Raw genomic sequence first — 16,296 nt, 5'->3', positions numbered from 1 at the left:
ACCCGTTTCCGGGACGCGCCTAGGATCAGCCCTTGTGGCGGTCCACCAGTGCGAGGAATGCCTCCAGCCAGCCGCCGACGAACCCGGCAGACTGCGCGCCAACGGTTCCATCCTCGCCGATCAGGCCGTCCTTCCACTGGATGAACGCTTCCGGCGCGCCGAGGGTCGGCATGTCGAGGTAGGCCAGCACGTTGCGCAAGTGCTGCTGCGAAAGCGCCGTGCCTATCGCCCCGATCGAAACGCCGATCACCCCCGCAGGCTTGCCCGCCCAGGCGCTGTCCCCGTAAGGGCGCGAGGCGTTGTCGATGGCGTTCTTGAGTACGCCGGGGATGGAGCGGTTGTACTCCGCCGTCACGAAGATCACGCCGTCTGCTCCCCGCACCAGTTCCTTCAGCGCCTTGACCGAAGGAGCCTGATCGCCGTCATCGTCCTGGTTGTAGAGCGGCAGGGCGGCAATATCCGCAAACACGAATTCATGGCCGGATGCGGCGGGGAGGCGGGTCAGCGCCTGCGCGAACCGGCGGTTGTACGATTCGGCGCGAAGGCTTCCGACGACGACGACGATCTTCGACATGACGACTCCTCATGACTGGTTGCAGCCGATCACAGGTATCGGTGCAAAAGGTGTCAGTTGGAAGTCCCCGGTTCGGCCCCGGTTCCCCGGACCGCGCGGGGGCGGCGCGGCACCGGCGGACGGTGATAGCTCACGTCACCGCGATCCCGCCGGGCCTGGCAGGGCTCTTCGGCGGTATAGGCGCTGGCCGGGCTCGGCGCATGGGCGGCCTTGGGCACGTCGTAGGCCCCCTCGACCAGCGTGACCCGGTTGGCGATCCGCCATTCTCCTGCGCGCTTGCGGAAATGATCGACGTAGCGCCCCGTGGACATGAAGTTCGGTCCCTGCGCCGTCACGCCCGAGAAGTGGTAGTAGGTCTCGCAAAAGGCCTCTTCCCCGGCCAGTTCGCAGACATGGTTGAGGATCGCATGCTGGGTCGATTCGAAAAGCAGCGTGGTGCCGTCCGCCCAGGCCACGAACTGGTCCGGCATGCCCACGAACTGGCCGTGGTCCTCGATGCAATCGTCCCAGTAGCAGGAGCGGACCAGCGCGTTATCCAGCCGGTCGAGCCCGCGCGCATAACGCAGCAGCACCTGGTGGATCTCATGCCGATCGGCCAGTTCGGCCAGCTTCGAGGCAGGATCGGTCACGGCATCTCTCCTTCGCGCGTTCTTTCGCGCGAAGCTAGGTCGTCCGCCCTGCCCCTGTAAGTCCGCTCAGGCCGGGATCACGCCGTTTTCGCGGCGGCGATCACGTCGCACTTCTCGTTGGTCTCCTTGGCGCCGCCGCCAAGGAAGGCCACGGCGAGGAAACCCGCGACGACCGCGACCGCGAAGGCCGCCGTGACTTTACCGAGATGCTTGTCGATCACGCCTTGATCGGCGCGCCGAACAGGCGGAACAGCACGCCCACGATCAGGAAGCTGATCGAACGGGAGACGATCGAGGCGCGGATGAACACGGCAAGGTTCATGCCGATGAAGCCCGCGGTGATCGTCAGCAGCTTGAACGGGATCGGCGTCGCGCCTTTCACGACGATGATCTCGGCGCCATATTCGCGCAAGTAGCACGCCGCCTTGGGGAAGCTCGCCGCCAGCCCCAGCGCCTTGAGCAGCGCCTCGCCGAAAGCGGCATAGGCGAAGTGGCCGATGGCATAGCCGAGCAGCCCGCCCACCACCGAGGCCAGCGTGGCGATCAGGGCGAAGCGAATCGCCTTCTTCGGTTCTGCCAGGCACATCAGGCCCAGCAGCGGATGCGGCGGAACCGGGAAGAAGCTTGCCTCCATGAAGGCGAACAGCGCCAGCCACCATTCGGCGTGGCGGTGCGCCGCCTTGGCCATGGTCCAGTCGTAGAGGCGGCGCAGCATCGAGTTCTCCGGGAAGTGACGTGGCGTGCTTAGTAGGCCGATAATGAGGCGGCAAGCTATAACCCATTTGGTTATATCCGCTTGACATCGCCTATCGTAATTGGTACAAAACAGGAACAGCGAGTGAAACGGGTCGCTCATCGCGGCACGTTCTTCCGCCCCGGAATTTTCCAGAAACAGGATCATCCCCATGGCCGAGCCGAAAGCGGCTTCGCCGGGTGCTGCCCCGCGCAGGCCCCGGACGAAGATCAGTCCCGTCATCGCCCAAGCCGAGGACAAGTTGAACCGGCACTGGCGCGCCGTCTTCCTGGCGGCGCTGGCCGAAACGTCGAACGTCAGCGCGGCGAGCGCCGCCGCCGGCGTCCACCCGAGCCGGCCTTACAAAGTGCGCCGCTCGGAACCCGAATTTGCCCGCGAATGGCGCACCGCCCTGCTCGAAGGCTACGAAAACCTCGAGATCGAGGTTCTTTACCGCCTGCGCTTCGGGGAGCCCAAGGATGGCGAGGTCAAGTTCGACAACGCCAATGCCCTGCGCCTGCTGGGGCTTCACCGCGAAACGGTGACGCGCGAGCGGGCCATCCGCGAAAACGAGGATCTCGGCGCTGTCCGCGCCTCGATCCAGACCAAGCTGGCGCAGCTGCGCGAACAGGTCCTGGCGCGCCGCACCGCCCGCGAAGAGGAGGAAGAGGATGGCTGAAGCAGATCCCCTGGACTGGCTCGCCAAGGCTCATGCCAGTGACCTTGACGGCTTCGTCTCCAGGCTCGCCCCGCGCGAACAGGAGGAATGGCGCTGGAACTGGCGGGTATGGGGTCGTCCCTCACAGATCGCACCCGCCGGTGACTGGCGCGTATGGCTGGTCATGGCGGGGCGCGGTTTCGGCAAGACCCGCTGCGGCGCAGAATGGGTCAACGAAATCGCCGAACGCCACCCGCAAGCCCGGATCGCGCTGGTCGCAGCTCATCTTGGCGAGGCGCGCTCGGTCATGGTGGAGGGCGAGAGCGGGCTGCTTTCCGTCGGCGCGCCCTGGCGGCGTCCGGTGTTCGAGCCTTCGCTCAGGCGGCTGACCTGGCCCAACGGCGCGCAGGCCACGCTCTATTCCGCCGCCGAGCCGGAAGCCCTGCGCGGCCCCCAGCACAGCCACGCCTGGTGCGACGAGATCGCCAAGTGGGACAATGCCTCGGGCCGGGCCGTCTCGGCCTGGGACAACCTGTTGATGGGCCTGCGGCTCGGCCACGATCCGCGCCTCGTCGCCACCACCACTCCGCGCAGCGTGCCGCTGGTCATGCGCCTGCTGGCCGAAAGCGAACAGGGCGACGTGATCGTGACGCGCGGCAGCACTTTCGACAATGCCGCCAACCTGCCCGCGCGCTTCCTCAAGGCCATGCGCCGCACCTTCTCGCGCAGCCTGCTCGGGCGGCAGGAACTGGACGGCGAACTGATCGCCGAGGTCGAAGGCGCGCTCTGGAGCCGCGCCCTGCTGGAAACCAGCCGCGAGGAACGCGCGCCCGAATGCGGCCGCGTCGTCGTCGGCGTGGATCCGCCGGCATCGGCCGGGGGGGATGCCTGCGGCATCGTGGTGGTCGGCATGGCCGAGGACGCACCGCGCATGTGATGGCCGATGCCTCGGTGGAAAAGGCCGGCCCCGAGCGCTGGGCCCGCGCCGTTGCCGGAACCGCCGAAGCATGGCGCGCCGACCGCGTCGTCGCCGAGGCGAACCAGGGCGGCGCGATGGTCGCCTCGGTCCTGCGCGCGGCGCGCCTCTCCCTGCCGTTGCGGCTGGTGCACGCCTGCCGGGGCAAGGTCGCCCGTGCCGAGCCCGTCGCCGCGCTCTACGAAGCCGGACGCGTCCGCCACGCGGGGCAGTTCCCCCGGTTGGAGGACGAGATGTGCGGGCTGATCGCCGGCGGCGCCTACCAGGGGCCGGGGCGTTCTCCCGACCGTGCCGACGCGCTGGTCTGGGCGCTTACCGAACTGATGCTCGGCAAAAGCGGCGAGCCTCGGGTCAGGCTGGCGTGAACCGCCGAATTCGAAACTCTTCCGAAAGGATCGACATGTCCTTCATCGATACGCTCGTCGCCGCCTTCAAGGGCGAGAGTGCCCGCGTGCCACTGGCGCGCGGGCCGGCCTCGCCATGGTTCTTCGCCGAGAGCGGCGGCGGGCGTGCCCCCTTCGAATACGGTTCGGCAGTGCGCCGCGCCTATCTCGAGAATCCCGTCGCCCAGCGTGCGGTGCGCCTGGTGGCCGAGGGAATCGGCGGCACCCCGCTTCGGCCCGCCGACCCCGCGCTCATCGCGCTCGTCACCGAAACCAGCGCCGGGCAATCGCTGCTGGAAACGCTCGCCTGCCATCTCCTGCTTCACGGCAATGCCTATGTGCAGGTGCTCAAGGATGCGCGGGGCCGCCCGGTCGAATTGTTCGCCCTGCGCCCCGAGCGCGTGTCGATCCAGGCCGGGGAGGACGGCTGGCCCGCCGCCTTCGCCTATGACGTGGCCGGCCGCCGGCTGACGATCCCGCTGCTGGACGAGGACGCCTCGCCCAACGTGATCCACATCCGCCACTTCCACCCGGCGGACGATCACTACGGCGCGGGCTGTCTGACCGCCGCCGACGAAGCCATCGCCACGCACAATGCCGCCGCGCAGTGGAACCGCCAGCTCCTGGAAAACGCCGCCCGCCCTTCCGGCGCGCTGGTCTACGAGGCGGGCGACGGCAATACCCTGACCGGCGACCAGTTCGACCGGCTCAAGGCCGAACTTGCCAGCGCCTATGCCGGATCGGGCAATGCCGGACGGCCGATGGTGCTGGAAGGCGGGCTCAAGTGGCAGGCCATGGCGATGACCCCGGCGGACATGGATTTCGCCACGCTCAAGGCCGCCGCCGCGCGCGACGTGGCGCTCGCCTTCGGGGTGCCGCCGATGCTGCTGGGCCTGCCGGGCGATGCCACTTACGCCAATTACCGCGAGGCCAACCGCGCGCTCTGGCGGCTCACGCTGCTGCCGCTGGCGAGCAAGATCTTCGCCGGGCTCTGCGAAGGGCTGGCCCCGTGGTTCCCGAACGACTGCCGCGAGAACATCCTGGCCATCGACCTGGACCGGGTTCCCGCACTTGCCGAGGACCGCGAGCGGCTCTGGGCCCAGGTCAGCGCCGCCGACTTCCTTGGCGACGACGAAAAGCGATCCTTGTTGGGGCTGCCCCCCGTTTCGGCCTCGAAGGATGAGGAGAACAAATCATGAACCAGAAGGACATGCTGGCCGGCCTGCTCGCCCAGGCGACGACGGAGGGCAGCGAACTCGTGACGCTGCGCGCCATCGTCGAGGAAGCCAGCGAAGTCGGCGCGCGGCGGATGCTCTCGCGGATCGGCCTCGACGACGCGACCGCGCCGGGCGACCTCTCCGAACTGCGCGAACTGCTCCAGGCCTGGCGCGACGCCAAGGCCAGCGCGCAGGCCGCCGCGATCGGCTGGCTGGTGCGCGGCGTGCTGGCCTTGCTGCTGCTCGGCCTGGCGGTGCGCCTCGGCGCGGGCGAGCTGCTGCGATGACGCTGCAACCGGCTCTGCATGAGCGCACCCTCCGCTTCGCCGGCTATGCGGCGCTGTTCGGCAAGCGCGACGCCGGACGCGACACGATCCGCCCCGGCGCCTTCGCCCGGACGCTGGCCGAGCGGCGCGATCCGATCCCGTTGTTCTGGCAGCACCGGCCGGATCTCAGGATCGGCTGGATCGAAACCGTGGCGGAAGACGATCGCGGCCTGCGCGTGGTCGCCACGGTGGACAACCCGGACGCGCCGCCGGTCTCGCGCTTCGGCGCGGCACCGTGAACGGGCTCTCGTTCGGCTACCGCGCCCGCGCCAGCCGCAACAGCGCCGAAGGCCGCGAACTGCTCGACCTGGAGCTGTTCGAGGTCAGCCTCGTCACGCACCCGATGCAGCATGGCGCGCGGGTGCACCTGATCTCCTGACGACCTCCCCCGACCCATTTTCCCGCCGCCCCGACGGGCGGCTCCAACCGAAAGGTGAATGCCCGATGGAATCCATTGCCCCGGTCGAAGCGCTCGACTCCTCGTTCGACCTCGTCGCCCGACAGGACGCCACCGAAGCCGCCGTCGAAGCCCTGCGCGGTGACGTCGACGACGTGAAGGCCCGCCTCGACCGCGTCAGCCGCGCCGCGTCCCGGCCGGTGATCGAAGGCGGCGCCACGACCACCGCCAGCCTCGAAGTGAAGGGCTTCGTGGACGGCTACCTGCGCATGGGCCGCGAGACCGAGATCAAGTCGATCTCCGGCATCGTCGCCTCGGATGGCGGCTATGCGGTCCCGCGCGAAGTCGATGCGCTGATCTCCGCCCGCCTCAAGAACATCAGCCCGATCCGCTCGATCGCGCAAGTCGTGCAGACCGGCACGGCGGGCTACCGCAAGCTCATCACCACCGGCGGCACCGCCTCTGGCTGGGTGAGCGAGACCGGCGCCCGCACCGAAACCGCCACCCCCAGCTTCGCCGAGATCGCCCCGCCCGCCGGCGAACTCTACGCCAATCCGGCCGCGAGCCAGGCCATGCTCGATGATTCCGCCTTCGACATCCAGTCCTGGCTGGCGGACGAGATCGCCATGGAATTCGCCCGTGCCGAAGGTGCCGCCTTCGTGAACGGCACCGGCACCAACCAGCCCAAGGGCTTCCTTGCCGCCCCCAACGCCGCCACTGCCGACGCCGCCCGCCCCTTCGGCACGCTCCAGTTCCTGGTCTCGGGCAATGCCGCCGGGTTCGACACGTCGCCCGAACTCAAGCTGATCGACCTCGTCCATTCGCTCAAGGGCGGCCACCGCCAGGGCGCGAGCTGGGTGATGAATTCGAAGACGCTGGCAGTGGTCCGCAAGCTCAAGGCCGCTGACGGCTCGTTCCTGTGGCAGCCGGGCCTCATGGAAGGACAGCCGAACCGCCTGCTGGGCTATCCGGTGGTCGAAGCCGAGGACATGCCCGACGTGGCGGCCAATGCCTTCCCGATCGCATTCGGCAACTTCCGCGCCGGCTACCTGATCGCCGAACGCAGCGCGACCTCGATCCTGCGCGATCCCTTCACCAACAAGCCCTTCGTCCACTTCTACGCGACCAAGCGGATCGGCGGGCAGGTGCTCGATTCCGACGCGATCAAGCTGCTCAAGATTTCGGCCTGACGCCATCCGGGCCGTGCGGGGCCGCATTTGGAAAGGAGCCCGCTCCTTCCCGGCCCCGCACGTCTTGAGCAGCGGCCCGCGCCGTCTCCCCGCTCCCTCACCTCGGGCGGCGGCGCGGGCCAACCGCCTCCTTCCTTCCTGATCGGAGACACCCATGAACCGGGCCATTCCCGCCCCGCCCGTGCTTCCGTCCTCGGCACTCGCCGAGCTCAAGCAGTGGCTCGGCGTGACCACCACGCGCGACGATCTTCCGCTCGTTGCCCTGCTCGCCAGCGCGGTCGAGACTTGCGAGGCCTTCACCGGCCGGATGCCGCTGGTCGCCCCGTGCGAAGAAATGCTGCCCGCCGAAGCAGGCTGGCATGCGCTGTCCACCCGTCCGGTGCAGGCCATCACCCTGATCGAGGGGGTCGATGCCAATGGCACCCGGTTCCCGCTTTCGGCCGGGACTTACGAGATTGACCTCGATGCCGACGGCACCGGCCGTGTCCGCCTTCCCTTCGGCACGCCCGCCACCCGCATCGCCATCGGCTTCACGGCCGGGCTCGCCGATGACTGGGACAGCCTGCCGGACGGGCTGCGCCACGGCATCGTCCGGCTCGCCGCGCACCAGCACCGCGAGCGCGAAAGCGGCGGCGCCGCGCCGCTTCCGCCTGCCTCCGTCGCGGCGCTCTGGCGGCCCTGGCGGCGGATGCGGCTGGCGTGACCGGCATGATCTCGGCCGATGCCGGACCATCGCTCGCCGCCCTCTTCCGCCGCCTCGCCTCCCGCGCCGAAGCGCTTGCCGCCGCCCATGCCGAAGCCCGGCGGATGGCCGCACGCGGCGATGAAACCCGCTGGCGCCGCGCCGACCTCGTCTGGCCGCTCTTCGCGAAAGGATAAGTGATGGAAATCGCCTTGCGCGCCGCGCTGATCGAATGGCTCGCCGCCGATCCCGCGCTCGCGGCCGAGTTGAACTCGGTGACCGAGGAAACGCCCTTGCGCACCAGCCTGCCGTGGCTGGCGTTGGCCTCCAGCGCCAGCGCCGACTGGAGCTGCAAGACCGCACCGGGCCGGGAAGTGCGCGTCGCGCTCGAACTCCATTGCCGGGGTGACGCGCCCGATGCGGCGGCGGCACTGGTCGCGGCCATCGAGGCGCGGGTGGAAAGCCTTCCGCGCACGCAGCCGACTTTCTCCGCCGCCTCCATCCAGTTCCTGCGGGCCCGCGCCGAACAGCGCGGGGAAAGCCGCCGCGCGATCCTGCTCGAATACCGCTTCCGCCTGCTCGCCGCCTGACCCAACCGCTTCAAAGGAGCCTCACCATGCCCGCCCAGAAAGGCAGCGCCTTCCTTCTCAAGATCTCGAATGGCGGCTCTCCCGCCACTTACCAGACCGTTGCCGGGCTGCGGACCACGCAGATGTCGGTCACGGGCGACGCGGTCGTCGTCACCAGCAAGGACAGCGGCGGCTGGCGCGAACTGCTTTCGGGGGCCGGGGTCCGCTCGGTCTCGGTAAGCGCGGCGGGCATCTTCCTCGGCAGCACGGCCGAGGCGAAGATTCGCGCCAATGCCATGGCCGGCACCCTCGACGACTACGAACTGAGCTTCGAGGACGGCGAGCGGCTGCGTGGCCGCTTCCTTGTCCAGCGGCTTGATTATGCCGGGGATTTCAACGGCGAGCGCAATTACACGCTCCAGCTCGAAAGCTCCGGCCTGGTGGCGCCGGCATGACCCTTCGACAGGCTCAGGGGGAGCGGGCCAACGCGCTGCGCGGCGAGGCGCTGCTGAAGATCGGCGGCGCCGCGCATGTCCTGCGCCCCAGCTTCACCGCGCTGGTCGCCGCCGAGGAGGAACTCGGCCCGCTCTTCGCCCTCGTCGAGCGGGCGGGCGCGGGCCAGCTTCGCCTTTCCGAACTGGCCGCGCTGTTCTGGCATTGCCTTGACCCGCTGCACGCCGTCCCGCGCGAAGCGGTGGGAGAGGCGGTGGTTGCCCAGGGCCTTGCCGCCTGCGCCGCACCGCTGCGGGTGTTGCTCGGCCAGATCCTCAAGGGCAGCGGATGAGCGAAACCCGGCTCGCCCCGGCGGCGCTCAGGCTCTGCGGTCTCGCCGCGCGACAGCTCGGCTGGCGCCCACGGGATTTCTGGGCCGCCACGCCCGCCGAACTCGCCGCCGCGCTCGGCCTGCTGCCCCTTGGGCCAGCTGGCGCCGCCGATGCACCGGGAGTCGACCGGTCCCTGCTCGACAAGCTGATGGAACACGACAATGAGCGATGACATCGACAGCCTGCTGGTGGAAGTCCGCGCCAGCACCGAAGGCTTCACGCGCGACATCGCGCAGATGCGCGGCAGCATCGACGGCGATCTCGTCTCCGGCTTCACCCAGGCCGGGCAGGCGCTGGAAAAGGGCCTGACCGGCGCGATCCGCCGCGGCAGCCTCGGCTTCGACGACCTCAAGCGCGTCGCCCTGAGCACGCTTGGCGAAATCGCGGCACAATCGCTGCAGGGCCTGTTCGGCGCGGCGGGCACGGGGGGCGCAGCCACCGGCGCGCTCGATCTCTCCGGCCTGTTTTCCAGCGTGCTCGGCCTGCCCGGGCGCGCGACCGGGGGCAATGTCTCGCCGGGGCGGGGCTATCTCGTCGGCGAGCGCGGACCGGAGCTTTTCGTGCCGACTTCCGCCGGGCGGATCGAGACCGGCACTGGCTCCGGCACCGGCACCGGCGCCCGCGACGTCAAAGTGGCCATCAACCTCACCGGGCCGCGCGGCGCCAGCACGCCGCAATCGCTCCAGCGCTCGTCCCGCCAGGTCGCCAGCGCGGTGCGCCGCGCCCTTTCCAGCCGCTGATCTCACCGGAGCACCCGACATGGCATTCTGGCTTGCTGACAAGCGCAACGGACAGGAGAGCGACTGGATCAGGCGCTTCGACCCGCGCTTCTGGACCGTCAACTTCCCGCGCCCGATGATGGCCTCCGTCATCTCGACCGGCCCCGACTCCCTACGGGTGGACGCCGCGTTCCTGCGCAAGGGCGACCTCGGCGGACTGATCTGGGAGAGCGAGGACCGGCTCGACCACCCGCTGCTCGCCTACAAGGCCGACCGCGACTACGCCCATACCTCGCTCAGCTTCCGCTGGCGTTCCTCGGGGGTGATCCCGCTCGACGCCGGGAACGGTCCGACCCTGACGATAGAGGGACAGGACGCAAGCGGCGCCCCGCGTGCCTGGTACGTCCGGCTCTGGAACTATGCCGAGGGGACGGGTGAGGATGCCCGGATCAGCCTGCGCTTTTCGGAGCTGGACGCCGGCTTCGCGCTCCCTGCCGAAGCAGAGCGCATATGGCCCCATGCGATCGACCGCATGTTCATTTCCTTCTGTCCGCCGGGCTACGACGGCAGCACCGCCCCCTTGCCGGCCGAGGCCGAAGGCTGGATCGAACTGAGCGAGATCGCGGTGGACGGCGCGCGCGCCATGCTGGAGATCGGCGACGTCATCCTCCCGCCGAACGGCCTCGCCATGGCGACCGGATTCGACGATCAGGGCGTGCAGACCCCCGCCCGGCTCCTGCGCGGCGTGCGCCAGCTCGGCTACCGGGGCTCGGTGGTCCACTATCTGGGCATGAGCCATTACTTCCGGCTCGCTTCCGCAGACGGAGCCTATCTCGCCGGCATGGGGGGCGACCCGCTCAACGCGCCGACGCGGGTCTGGCATCGCACTTTCTTCGCGGAATGCGTGAAGCTCGGTTTCAACCCGATCGCCTCGCTGTCCTACGAACTGCTCGACCAGCACTGCCCCCCCGCGTGGAAGCAGCGCGACCTGGAGGGCAATCCGGCGCTGACCGGATGGGACCCGCCCTCAACCCTGCTCTCCCCCGCGAACGGTGCCGCAATGGGCTGGCTGCAATCGGTCGGCGCCGCTTTCGCGCAGCTCATGACCGAGGCAGGCGCCGCGGTGCGGTTCCAGGTCGGCGAACCTTGGTGGTGGTGCTTCGCGGACGGCCGCATCTGCCTTTACGATGCCGAGGCGACCGCCCGGCTTGGCGGTGCGCCTACCGCCATTCCCGACATGCGCGCCCCTCTGGATACCGCGCAAAAGGCCTTGCTGGACGAAGCCGGTGCCCTTCTTGCGCAGTCCACCGCCGATCTCGTGGATGCGGTCCGCGCTGCCGCCGCTCCGGCGCCGGTCGAAGCGCTGGCGCTGGTCTTCACGCCCACCCTGCTCGACCCAGCGATGCCCGAGATGCGCCGTGCCAATCTCCCGGTCGGCTGGGCCTCGCCCGCCTTCGACCGTTTGCAGGTGGAGGACTATGACTGGCTCACCGCCGGTGCCGATACCCTGCGCCGTTCCGCCTATGCCGCAGTGAACGAGCGGCTCGGCTATCCCCCCGAAGAGCAGGACTACCTCGCCGGTTTCGTGCTGACGCCGGCGCAAGGCGACCAGTGGCGCCGCATCGACGCCGGGCTGGACGAGGCCCTCGCCCGCTCGCCGCGCGAAGTGGTGGTCTGGGCACTGCCCCAGGTCGCGCGCGACGGCTTCGTCCGCCTTCCCCCCCTCTCTCCGCAAGCCTCAGGAGCCGATCAGATGCAGGCCTTCGACGACGTGCTCTATCCCCTCGCGCTGGGCCGCGATGCCACGGTGATCCCGGAGTTCTCCACTTCGATCTCCGTCACCGCATCCGGCTTCGAACGGCGCAACAGTCTCTGGTCCAACGCCCGCCTGCGCTTCGATGTCGGCCCCGGCGTGCGTTCCGAAGCGGAACTGGGCGAACTGATCGCCTTTTATCGCGCCCGTCGCGGCCCCGCGCGCGGCTTTCGCCTGCGCGATCCGAGCGATTACAGTTCGAACGGCATGGTCGGCACGCCAAGCCCGCTCGACCAGCCGCTCGGCATCGGTGACGGCATCACCGCCCGGTTCCCGCTCGTGAAGCGCTACGGCGAAGGAAGCGCCGAACAGGTCCGCCGCGTGACCCGGCCGCTGTTCGACACCCTGCTCGTCTCGATCGGCGGCGCCGTGCAGGTCGGCAACTGGACGCTCGAACCGCAAGGCGTGATCGCCTTCGACGATCCGCCGCCCCTGGGCGCGGCCGTCCGGGCAGGCTTCCTGTTCGACGTGCCGGTGCGCTTTGCGGAAGACCAGCTCGAAGTCGCGGGCGCTGCTTTCGCGGCAGGCGAGGCGCCGAGCGTGCCCGTCGTCGAAATCCGGGAGGCATCATGAGCCGCAAGTGGTTCTCGGGCGACCTGGAAACGGTCGCCACCTTCTGGCGCATCGACCGGCGTGACGGCGTAACCCTGGGCTTCACCACGCACGATGCCGATCTCTGGTTCGACGGTCTCACGCATCGGGCGTCACCCGGCATGGTTCCCTCATCGATCCGCAAGTCCGCCGGCTTCGAGGCAGACAGCGCCGAAGTGCGCGGCACGATCACGCATGAGGAGATTTCCACGGAAGATCTGGCCACCGGGCGTTTCGACGGTGCCCGTGTCCGCATCGGGCTGATCGACTGGGAATCGCTGGAACGCGAAACCCTCTACACCGGCACGATCGGCGCCGTTGCCGAGGAAGACGGTGCGTTCTCCGCCGAACTCGCGTCGCGCAAGGCGGAACTGGCGCGCGATCCGGTCCCCCGCACAAGCCCCGCCTGTCGCGCCGGGTTCTGCGGGCCGGGATGCAATCTCGATCCCCAGCGCTTCACCCGCGAACTGGCCGTCGCACTGGTGGATACCGCCAGCAATACGGTCTCCTTTGCCGAACCGGCCTCTCCGGACCTGTTCGCTGGCGGCACGCTGCGGTGGCTCGAAGGGCCGCAAGCGGGCGTGCGGATGGGCATCGTAGGCGGGGAAGACGGCAGGCTGATCCTCGATGTCCCGCTGGACGGGAGTATTCCGCCCGGCACCCGCGCCTTCCTGCGCGAAGGGTGCGATCATACGCTGGGCACCTGCGCGGAACGGTTCGGCAATGCCGTGAACTTTCGCGGCGAACCCTATCTTCCCGGAAACGACCTGCTCACCCGCTACCCCTCGCCCTCGCAATGACTGGCGAGAATCTGGCCGGGGCGGCGCGGGCACTGATCGGCGTGCCGTTTCGACTTCATGGCCGCGATCCGGCGGCCGGGCTCGATTGCCTCGGCCTCGTCGCGGTCGCCGCGGGCAGGCCCATGGCCGTTCCCAACGGCTACAGCCTTCGCGCCATGCGGATCGACCGCGCAGATGCCGTTGCCGCCGCGCTGGGGCTGGAAGCTGCCACCGGCGGAATCGCGGCGGGCGATGTGCTGATGCTGCGCCCCGGCCCCTGCCAATACCATCTCGCCATCGCGCTCGGCGAGGCGCGCATCGTTCATGCCCATGCGGGCCTGCGCCGCGTCGTAATCGCCCCGCTCCCGCGTGAATGGCCGCTCACCGGGCACTGGCGTGCCCGCTTCGGCTCCCTTTCCTGAAGGACAAGACATGGCAACGCTCGTTTTCAGCACGGTAGGCACGGCGCTGGGCGGCCCGGTCGGCGGTGCGATCGGTTCGCTCGTAGGCAGTCAGTTCGATGCCGCGATCTTCGGATCTCCCAACCGGCAGGGTGCAAGGCTCAAGGAACTGGAAGTGACCACTTCCAGCTACGGCCAGCCCCTCCCCCGTCATTTCGGCCGGATGCGCGTTGCCGGCCAGATGATCTGGGCGGCGGAACTCACCGAGCACAGCGAGACGCTGGGCGGCGGCAAGGGCGCTCCCTCCGTCACCACTTACAGCTATTCGGCCAGCTTTGCCGTGGCACTCTCCAGCCGCCCGATCCTGGCCCTCGGCCGCATCTGGGCCGACGGCAGACTGCTGCGCGGCGCGGAAGGCGACCTCAAGGTCGGCGGTACGCTGCGCATCCATACCGGGCACGGCGATCAGGCCTGCGATCCGCTGATCCTTGCGGCAGAGGGTGAAGCCCTTTGTCCCGCTCACCGCGATCTGGCCTACGTGGTGTTCGAGGATCTCGACCTTTCGGAATATTACAACCACATCCCCGCGCTGACTTTCGAGGTCATCGCCGACGAACGCTTCGATCTCTCCGGGGTGATCGGCGATCTGGTGGAGGATATCGACGCGGCAGTCCCGCTCGAAAGCTTCGGCGGGCTGAGCTGTGACGGGTCGCTGGCGGATATCCTGCAGGTCATTGCCCAGGTCGAGCCGCTCTGCACCGATGCCGGGCGGGACCGTCTGGTGATTGCCAGGGAACGGCTGCAGACGAGCCCGATCGCCCTCACCGAAGCCGCGATATCCGCCCAGGACGGCGATTTCGGCGCCGCGACGGGTTTTTCCCGCAGCCGTGCCGCCCCCGGCGAACAGCCGCTGTCGGTGCTGCGCTATTTCGACCGCGACCGCGACTATCTGCCCGGCGTGCAACATGCCACCGGCCGCGCCATTGCCGGAGAACCCCGCGCGTTGGAACTTCCGGCCGCGCTCGATGCCGCCACCGCCCGCAGCCTGATCGAACGCATCCGCAGAAGGATCGACTGGAGCAGGGACCGCATTTCCTGGCGGACCAGCGAACTCGACTGCGATGTCGCGCCCGGTGCCTCCGTGACGTTTCCCGGCCTTCCCGGCCTGTGGCGCGTAGAGGCGTGGGAGTGGCGAGACAGCGGCATCGAGATTTCCGCCACCCGCCGCGTGCCGACCGGAGCAGACGCTCCGCCACGGCTTGCAACCGACCCGGGACGGATAAACCCCCAGCCGGATCTCCCCCCCGGCCAGACCGCGCTCGTGGCGCTCGAACTTCCCTACGATGCCGCGACGGGCACGCCAGACAGCGCCCGGCCCATTGCCGCACTGTCCTCCTCCACTGCAAACTGGAGCGGTGCGGCGCTCTTTGCCGACCGCGGCGACGGGGGCCTGCTGCCGCTCGGCCCCAGCGGCCGGATGCGCTCGATCGTCGGCACGGCCTCGACGGCGCTTCCACCGGCAAGCGCGCTGCTGTTCGATCGCGCCTCCACCCTGGAGGTTCGCCTGACAGGGGCGGACCTGCAACTGGCATCGGCATCGCTACGCCAGCTCGCGGAAGGCGCCAACCTTGCCCTCGTGGGTGACGAAATCATCCAGTTCGCCGGCGCCCTGCCGCTTGGCGGCGGCACCTGGCGGCTCACCGGCTTTCTGCGCGGAAGGGGCGGAACGGAAACCGCAATCGGCACGCACCTGCCCGGCGAACCGTTCGTCCTGCTCGACCGCAAGGCCGTCGCGCTCGATCCGGCCATCGTCGGAACCGGCAGCGAACGCCGATCGTGGCGGCAGGGCGCGGAGATCCCGAGCCGGTCGCCGTCCCGATCCGCCTTGAAGGCATCACATTGCGCCCGCTGGCACCGGTCCACCCTCGTGTCACAAGACTGGCGGACGGCACCTTGCGCGCGGCGTGGACACGCCGCGCACGGGGCAACTGGACATGGCAGGACGGGCTCGACGTGCCCCTGGTCGAACAGACGGAGAGCTATCTCGTGACGTTCGGTGCGATCGGGAGCCCGCTGGCCACGTGGACCCTTGCCGCCCCTTCGATCGATCTCGCCCCCGACCTCGTGGCACGCCTGTCCGCGGGAGCCCCCGGCGAATGGCTGCGCGTGAGGCAGCAGGGAACCCACGCCCTTTCCGAACCCCTTCCCGTCCTTTCGCTGAACTGATCCCAAGGAGCCCAGCATGAGCGATACCATCACTTTCGACAGCGCCAGCGCGCGATTCTCGCTGCCGTTTCTCTATGCCGGCCAGTCCCAGAAAGAGGTCTTCGTCAACGAAGCCCTGGCCCGCTGCGACATGCTGCTGCACCCCGCGATCGAGGGCGAAACCGATCTCCCGCCTCCCTCCCCCTCGGAGGGAGAATGCTGGCTGGTCGGCATGGAAGCGAGCGGGGCCTGGAACGGGCAGGCGGGCACGCTTGCCACATTTCAGGGCGGAAACTGGATTTTCGTCAAACCACGGGACGGAATGCGCGTCTTCGATCTGTCGACCCGGCAGGAGCAACTATTTTGGGGCTCATGGAGAAAAGCTTCCCTTCCCATGGAACCACTTGGCGGATCGACAGTTGATGTTCAGGCTCGGGCGGTGATCGGTCAACTGGTTGCTGCCCTGCAAGCCTTGGGTATCTTCCCGTCAGCATGACGCGGCACATTGAACAGGGGTAGGAACAGTGCAGTCGATTTCCAATAAATGGGGTCACGAGGCGGCACCAACCCTCCGAAATCGCGACATTCTTGCAACAGTCGCTTTCAATGTGCGCTTGCACACGCAATGCT

General features: G+C 68.9%; 19 protein-coding genes and 3 pseudogenes. 19 read left to right on the top strand and 3 right to left on the bottom strand.

Features of this window, described 5'->3' with window-relative positions:
• Positions 1–25: 25 nt before the first annotated feature.
• The 3 genes and pseudogenes from ADT71_RS29335 to ADT71_RS29325 all read right to left on the bottom strand — a co-directional run bounded on the left by ADT71_RS29335 (position 26) and on the right by ADT71_RS29325 (position 1,918).
• Positions 26–574: an NADPH-dependent FMN reductase gene (locus ADT71_RS29335; protein ID WP_054442203.1), complete on the bottom strand. Its 549-nt coding sequence runs from the start codon at positions 572–574 to the stop codon at positions 26–28.
• A gap of 53 nt (positions 575–627) precedes the next feature.
• Complete coding sequence (locus ADT71_RS29330) at positions 628–1,203, bottom strand: nuclear transport factor 2 family protein (RefSeq protein ID WP_054442202.1); 576 nt, start codon at positions 1,201–1,203, stop codon at positions 628–630.
• A 77-nt stretch (positions 1,204–1,280) separates the two neighbouring features.
• Positions 1,281–1,918: pseudogene (locus ADT71_RS29325) on the bottom strand (YqaA family protein).
• Between the two features lie 190 nt (positions 1,919–2,108).
• On the opposite strand from ADT71_RS29325, the gene ADT71_RS29320 reads away from it, so the two are divergent.
• The 19 genes and pseudogenes from ADT71_RS29320 to ADT71_RS29235 all read left to right on the top strand — a co-directional run bounded on the left by ADT71_RS29320 (position 2,109) and on the right by ADT71_RS29235 (position 16,162).
• Positions 2,109–2,615, top strand: a complete 507-nt coding sequence (locus ADT71_RS29320; RefSeq protein ID WP_054442201.1) for a hypothetical protein — start codon at positions 2,109–2,111, stop codon at positions 2,613–2,615.
• Positions 2,608–3,935: pseudogene (locus ADT71_RS29315) on the top strand (DNA-packaging protein). The gene ADT71_RS29320 and the pseudogene ADT71_RS29315 overlap by 8 nt, the downstream one beginning before the upstream one ends.
• A gap of 35 nt (positions 3,936–3,970) precedes the next feature.
• Entirely contained in the window at positions 3,971–5,152 is a 1,182-nt protein-coding gene (locus tag ADT71_RS29310) for a phage portal protein (protein ID WP_054442200.1), read from the top strand.
• On the top strand, positions 5,149–5,457 hold the full coding sequence (locus ADT71_RS29305; RefSeq protein WP_054442199.1) for a DUF6127 family protein: 309 nt from the start codon (positions 5,149–5,151) through the stop codon (positions 5,455–5,457). The genes ADT71_RS29310 and ADT71_RS29305 overlap by 4 nt, the downstream gene beginning before the upstream one ends.
• Positions 5,454–5,875 (top strand): annotated as a pseudogene (locus ADT71_RS29300) (HK97 family phage prohead protease). The gene ADT71_RS29305 and the pseudogene ADT71_RS29300 overlap by 4 nt, the downstream one beginning before the upstream one ends.
• Before the next feature lie 65 nt (positions 5,876–5,940).
• On the top strand, positions 5,941–7,083 hold the full coding sequence (locus ADT71_RS29295; RefSeq protein WP_054442198.1) for a phage major capsid protein: 1,143 nt from the start codon (positions 5,941–5,943) through the stop codon (positions 7,081–7,083).
• A gap of 154 nt (positions 7,084–7,237) precedes the next feature.
• The gene (locus ADT71_RS29290) at positions 7,238–7,786 is read left to right on the top strand and encodes a hypothetical protein (protein WP_054442197.1); all 549 of its coding nucleotides are present in this window, start codon (positions 7,238–7,240) and stop codon (positions 7,784–7,786) included.
• Positions 7,783–7,962: a hypothetical protein gene (locus ADT71_RS29285; protein ID WP_054442196.1), complete on the top strand. Its 180-nt coding sequence runs from the start codon at positions 7,783–7,785 to the stop codon at positions 7,960–7,962. Before ADT71_RS29290 ends, ADT71_RS29285 begins: the two co-directional genes overlap by 4 nt.
• A gap of 3 nt (positions 7,963–7,965) precedes the next feature.
• The gene (locus tag ADT71_RS29280) at positions 7,966–8,355 is read left to right on the top strand and encodes a DUF3168 domain-containing protein (RefSeq protein WP_054442195.1); all 390 of its coding nucleotides are present in this window, start codon (positions 7,966–7,968) and stop codon (positions 8,353–8,355) included.
• A 26-nt stretch (positions 8,356–8,381) separates the two neighbouring features.
• A complete protein-coding gene (locus ADT71_RS29275) occupies positions 8,382–8,789 on the top strand; it encodes a phage major tail protein, TP901-1 family (RefSeq protein ID WP_054442194.1) in 408 nt (135 codons plus the stop codon).
• Positions 8,786–9,118: a gene transfer agent family protein gene (locus ADT71_RS29270; protein ID WP_054442193.1), complete on the top strand. Its 333-nt coding sequence runs from the start codon at positions 8,786–8,788 to the stop codon at positions 9,116–9,118. Before ADT71_RS29275 ends, ADT71_RS29270 begins: the two co-directional genes overlap by 4 nt.
• Entirely contained in the window at positions 9,115–9,330 is a 216-nt protein-coding gene (locus ADT71_RS29265) for a phage tail assembly chaperone (protein ID WP_054442192.1), read from the top strand. Before ADT71_RS29270 ends, ADT71_RS29265 begins: the two co-directional genes overlap by 4 nt.
• Positions 9,320–9,898 carry a hypothetical protein gene (locus tag ADT71_RS29260; RefSeq protein ID WP_054442191.1) on the top strand — a complete coding sequence of 193 codons (579 nt, stop codon included), beginning with the start codon at positions 9,320–9,322 and terminating at the stop codon, positions 9,896–9,898. The genes ADT71_RS29265 and ADT71_RS29260 overlap by 11 nt, the downstream gene beginning before the upstream one ends.
• Before the next feature lie 19 nt (positions 9,899–9,917).
• Positions 9,918–12,263, top strand: a complete 2,346-nt coding sequence (locus ADT71_RS29255) for a DUF2460 domain-containing protein (protein WP_054442190.1) — start codon at positions 9,918–9,920, stop codon at positions 12,261–12,263.
• Positions 12,260–13,081: a DUF2163 domain-containing protein gene (locus ADT71_RS29250; protein WP_054442189.1), complete on the top strand. Its 822-nt coding sequence runs from the start codon at positions 12,260–12,262 to the stop codon at positions 13,079–13,081. Before ADT71_RS29255 ends, ADT71_RS29250 begins: the two co-directional genes overlap by 4 nt.
• A complete protein-coding gene (locus ADT71_RS29245) occupies positions 13,078–13,482 on the top strand; it encodes an NlpC/P60 family protein (protein WP_054442188.1) in 405 nt (134 codons plus the stop codon). The genes ADT71_RS29250 and ADT71_RS29245 overlap by 4 nt, the downstream gene beginning before the upstream one ends.
• A gap of 10 nt (positions 13,483–13,492) precedes the next feature.
• On the top strand, positions 13,493–15,511 hold the full coding sequence (locus ADT71_RS29240; RefSeq protein ID WP_231636306.1) for a phage tail protein: 2,019 nt from the start codon (positions 13,493–13,495) through the stop codon (positions 15,509–15,511).
• A complete protein-coding gene (locus tag ADT71_RS34760) occupies positions 15,475–15,687 on the top strand; it encodes a hypothetical protein (protein ID WP_231636305.1) in 213 nt (70 codons plus the stop codon). Before ADT71_RS29240 ends, ADT71_RS34760 begins: the two co-directional genes overlap by 37 nt.
• A 16-nt stretch (positions 15,688–15,703) precedes the next feature.
• Positions 15,704–16,162: a DUF2793 domain-containing protein gene (locus ADT71_RS29235; protein WP_054442187.1), complete on the top strand. Its 459-nt coding sequence runs from the start codon at positions 15,704–15,706 to the stop codon at positions 16,160–16,162.
• Positions 16,163–16,296: the final 134 nt, after the last annotated feature.

This window comes from Novosphingobium sp. ST904, assembly GCF_001298105.1.
Classification (GTDB): Bacteria; Pseudomonadota; Alphaproteobacteria; order Sphingomonadales; family Sphingomonadaceae; genus Novosphingobium.
Note: the sequence above shows the minus strand (reverse complement) of the source record. Positions and strands in the feature narration are given on the sequence as shown.

Coding starts and splice junctions, on each gene's coding strand:
- ADT71_RS29335 (WP_054442203.1), bottom strand. CDS start 574: ATGTCGAAGATCGTCGTCGTCGTCGGAAGCCTTCGCGCCGAATCGTAC.
- ADT71_RS29320 (WP_054442201.1), top strand. CDS start 2,109: ATGGCCGAGCCGAAAGCGGCTTCGCCGGGTGCTGCCCCGCGCAGGCCC.
- ADT71_RS29310 (WP_054442200.1), top strand. CDS start 3,971: ATGTCCTTCATCGATACGCTCGTCGCCGCCTTCAAGGGCGAGAGTGCC.
- ADT71_RS29305 (WP_054442199.1), top strand. CDS start 5,149: ATGAACCAGAAGGACATGCTGGCCGGCCTGCTCGCCCAGGCGACGACG.
- ADT71_RS29295 (WP_054442198.1), top strand. CDS start 5,941: ATGGAATCCATTGCCCCGGTCGAAGCGCTCGACTCCTCGTTCGACCTC.
- ADT71_RS29290 (WP_054442197.1), top strand. CDS start 7,238: ATGAACCGGGCCATTCCCGCCCCGCCCGTGCTTCCGTCCTCGGCACTC.
- ADT71_RS29280 (WP_054442195.1), top strand. CDS start 7,966: ATGGAAATCGCCTTGCGCGCCGCGCTGATCGAATGGCTCGCCGCCGAT.
- ADT71_RS29275 (WP_054442194.1), top strand. CDS start 8,382: ATGCCCGCCCAGAAAGGCAGCGCCTTCCTTCTCAAGATCTCGAATGGC.
- ADT71_RS29270 (WP_054442193.1), top strand. CDS start 8,786: ATGACCCTTCGACAGGCTCAGGGGGAGCGGGCCAACGCGCTGCGCGGC.
- ADT71_RS29265 (WP_054442192.1), top strand. CDS start 9,115: ATGAGCGAAACCCGGCTCGCCCCGGCGGCGCTCAGGCTCTGCGGTCTC.
- ADT71_RS29260 (WP_054442191.1), top strand. CDS start 9,320: ATGAGCGATGACATCGACAGCCTGCTGGTGGAAGTCCGCGCCAGCACC.
- ADT71_RS29255 (WP_054442190.1), top strand. CDS start 9,918: ATGGCATTCTGGCTTGCTGACAAGCGCAACGGACAGGAGAGCGACTGG.
- ADT71_RS29250 (WP_054442189.1), top strand. CDS start 12,260: ATGAGCCGCAAGTGGTTCTCGGGCGACCTGGAAACGGTCGCCACCTTC.
- ADT71_RS29245 (WP_054442188.1), top strand. CDS start 13,078: ATGACTGGCGAGAATCTGGCCGGGGCGGCGCGGGCACTGATCGGCGTG.
- ADT71_RS29240 (WP_231636306.1), top strand. CDS start 13,493: ATGGCAACGCTCGTTTTCAGCACGGTAGGCACGGCGCTGGGCGGCCCG.
- ADT71_RS29235 (WP_054442187.1), top strand. CDS start 15,704: ATGAGCGATACCATCACTTTCGACAGCGCCAGCGCGCGATTCTCGCTG.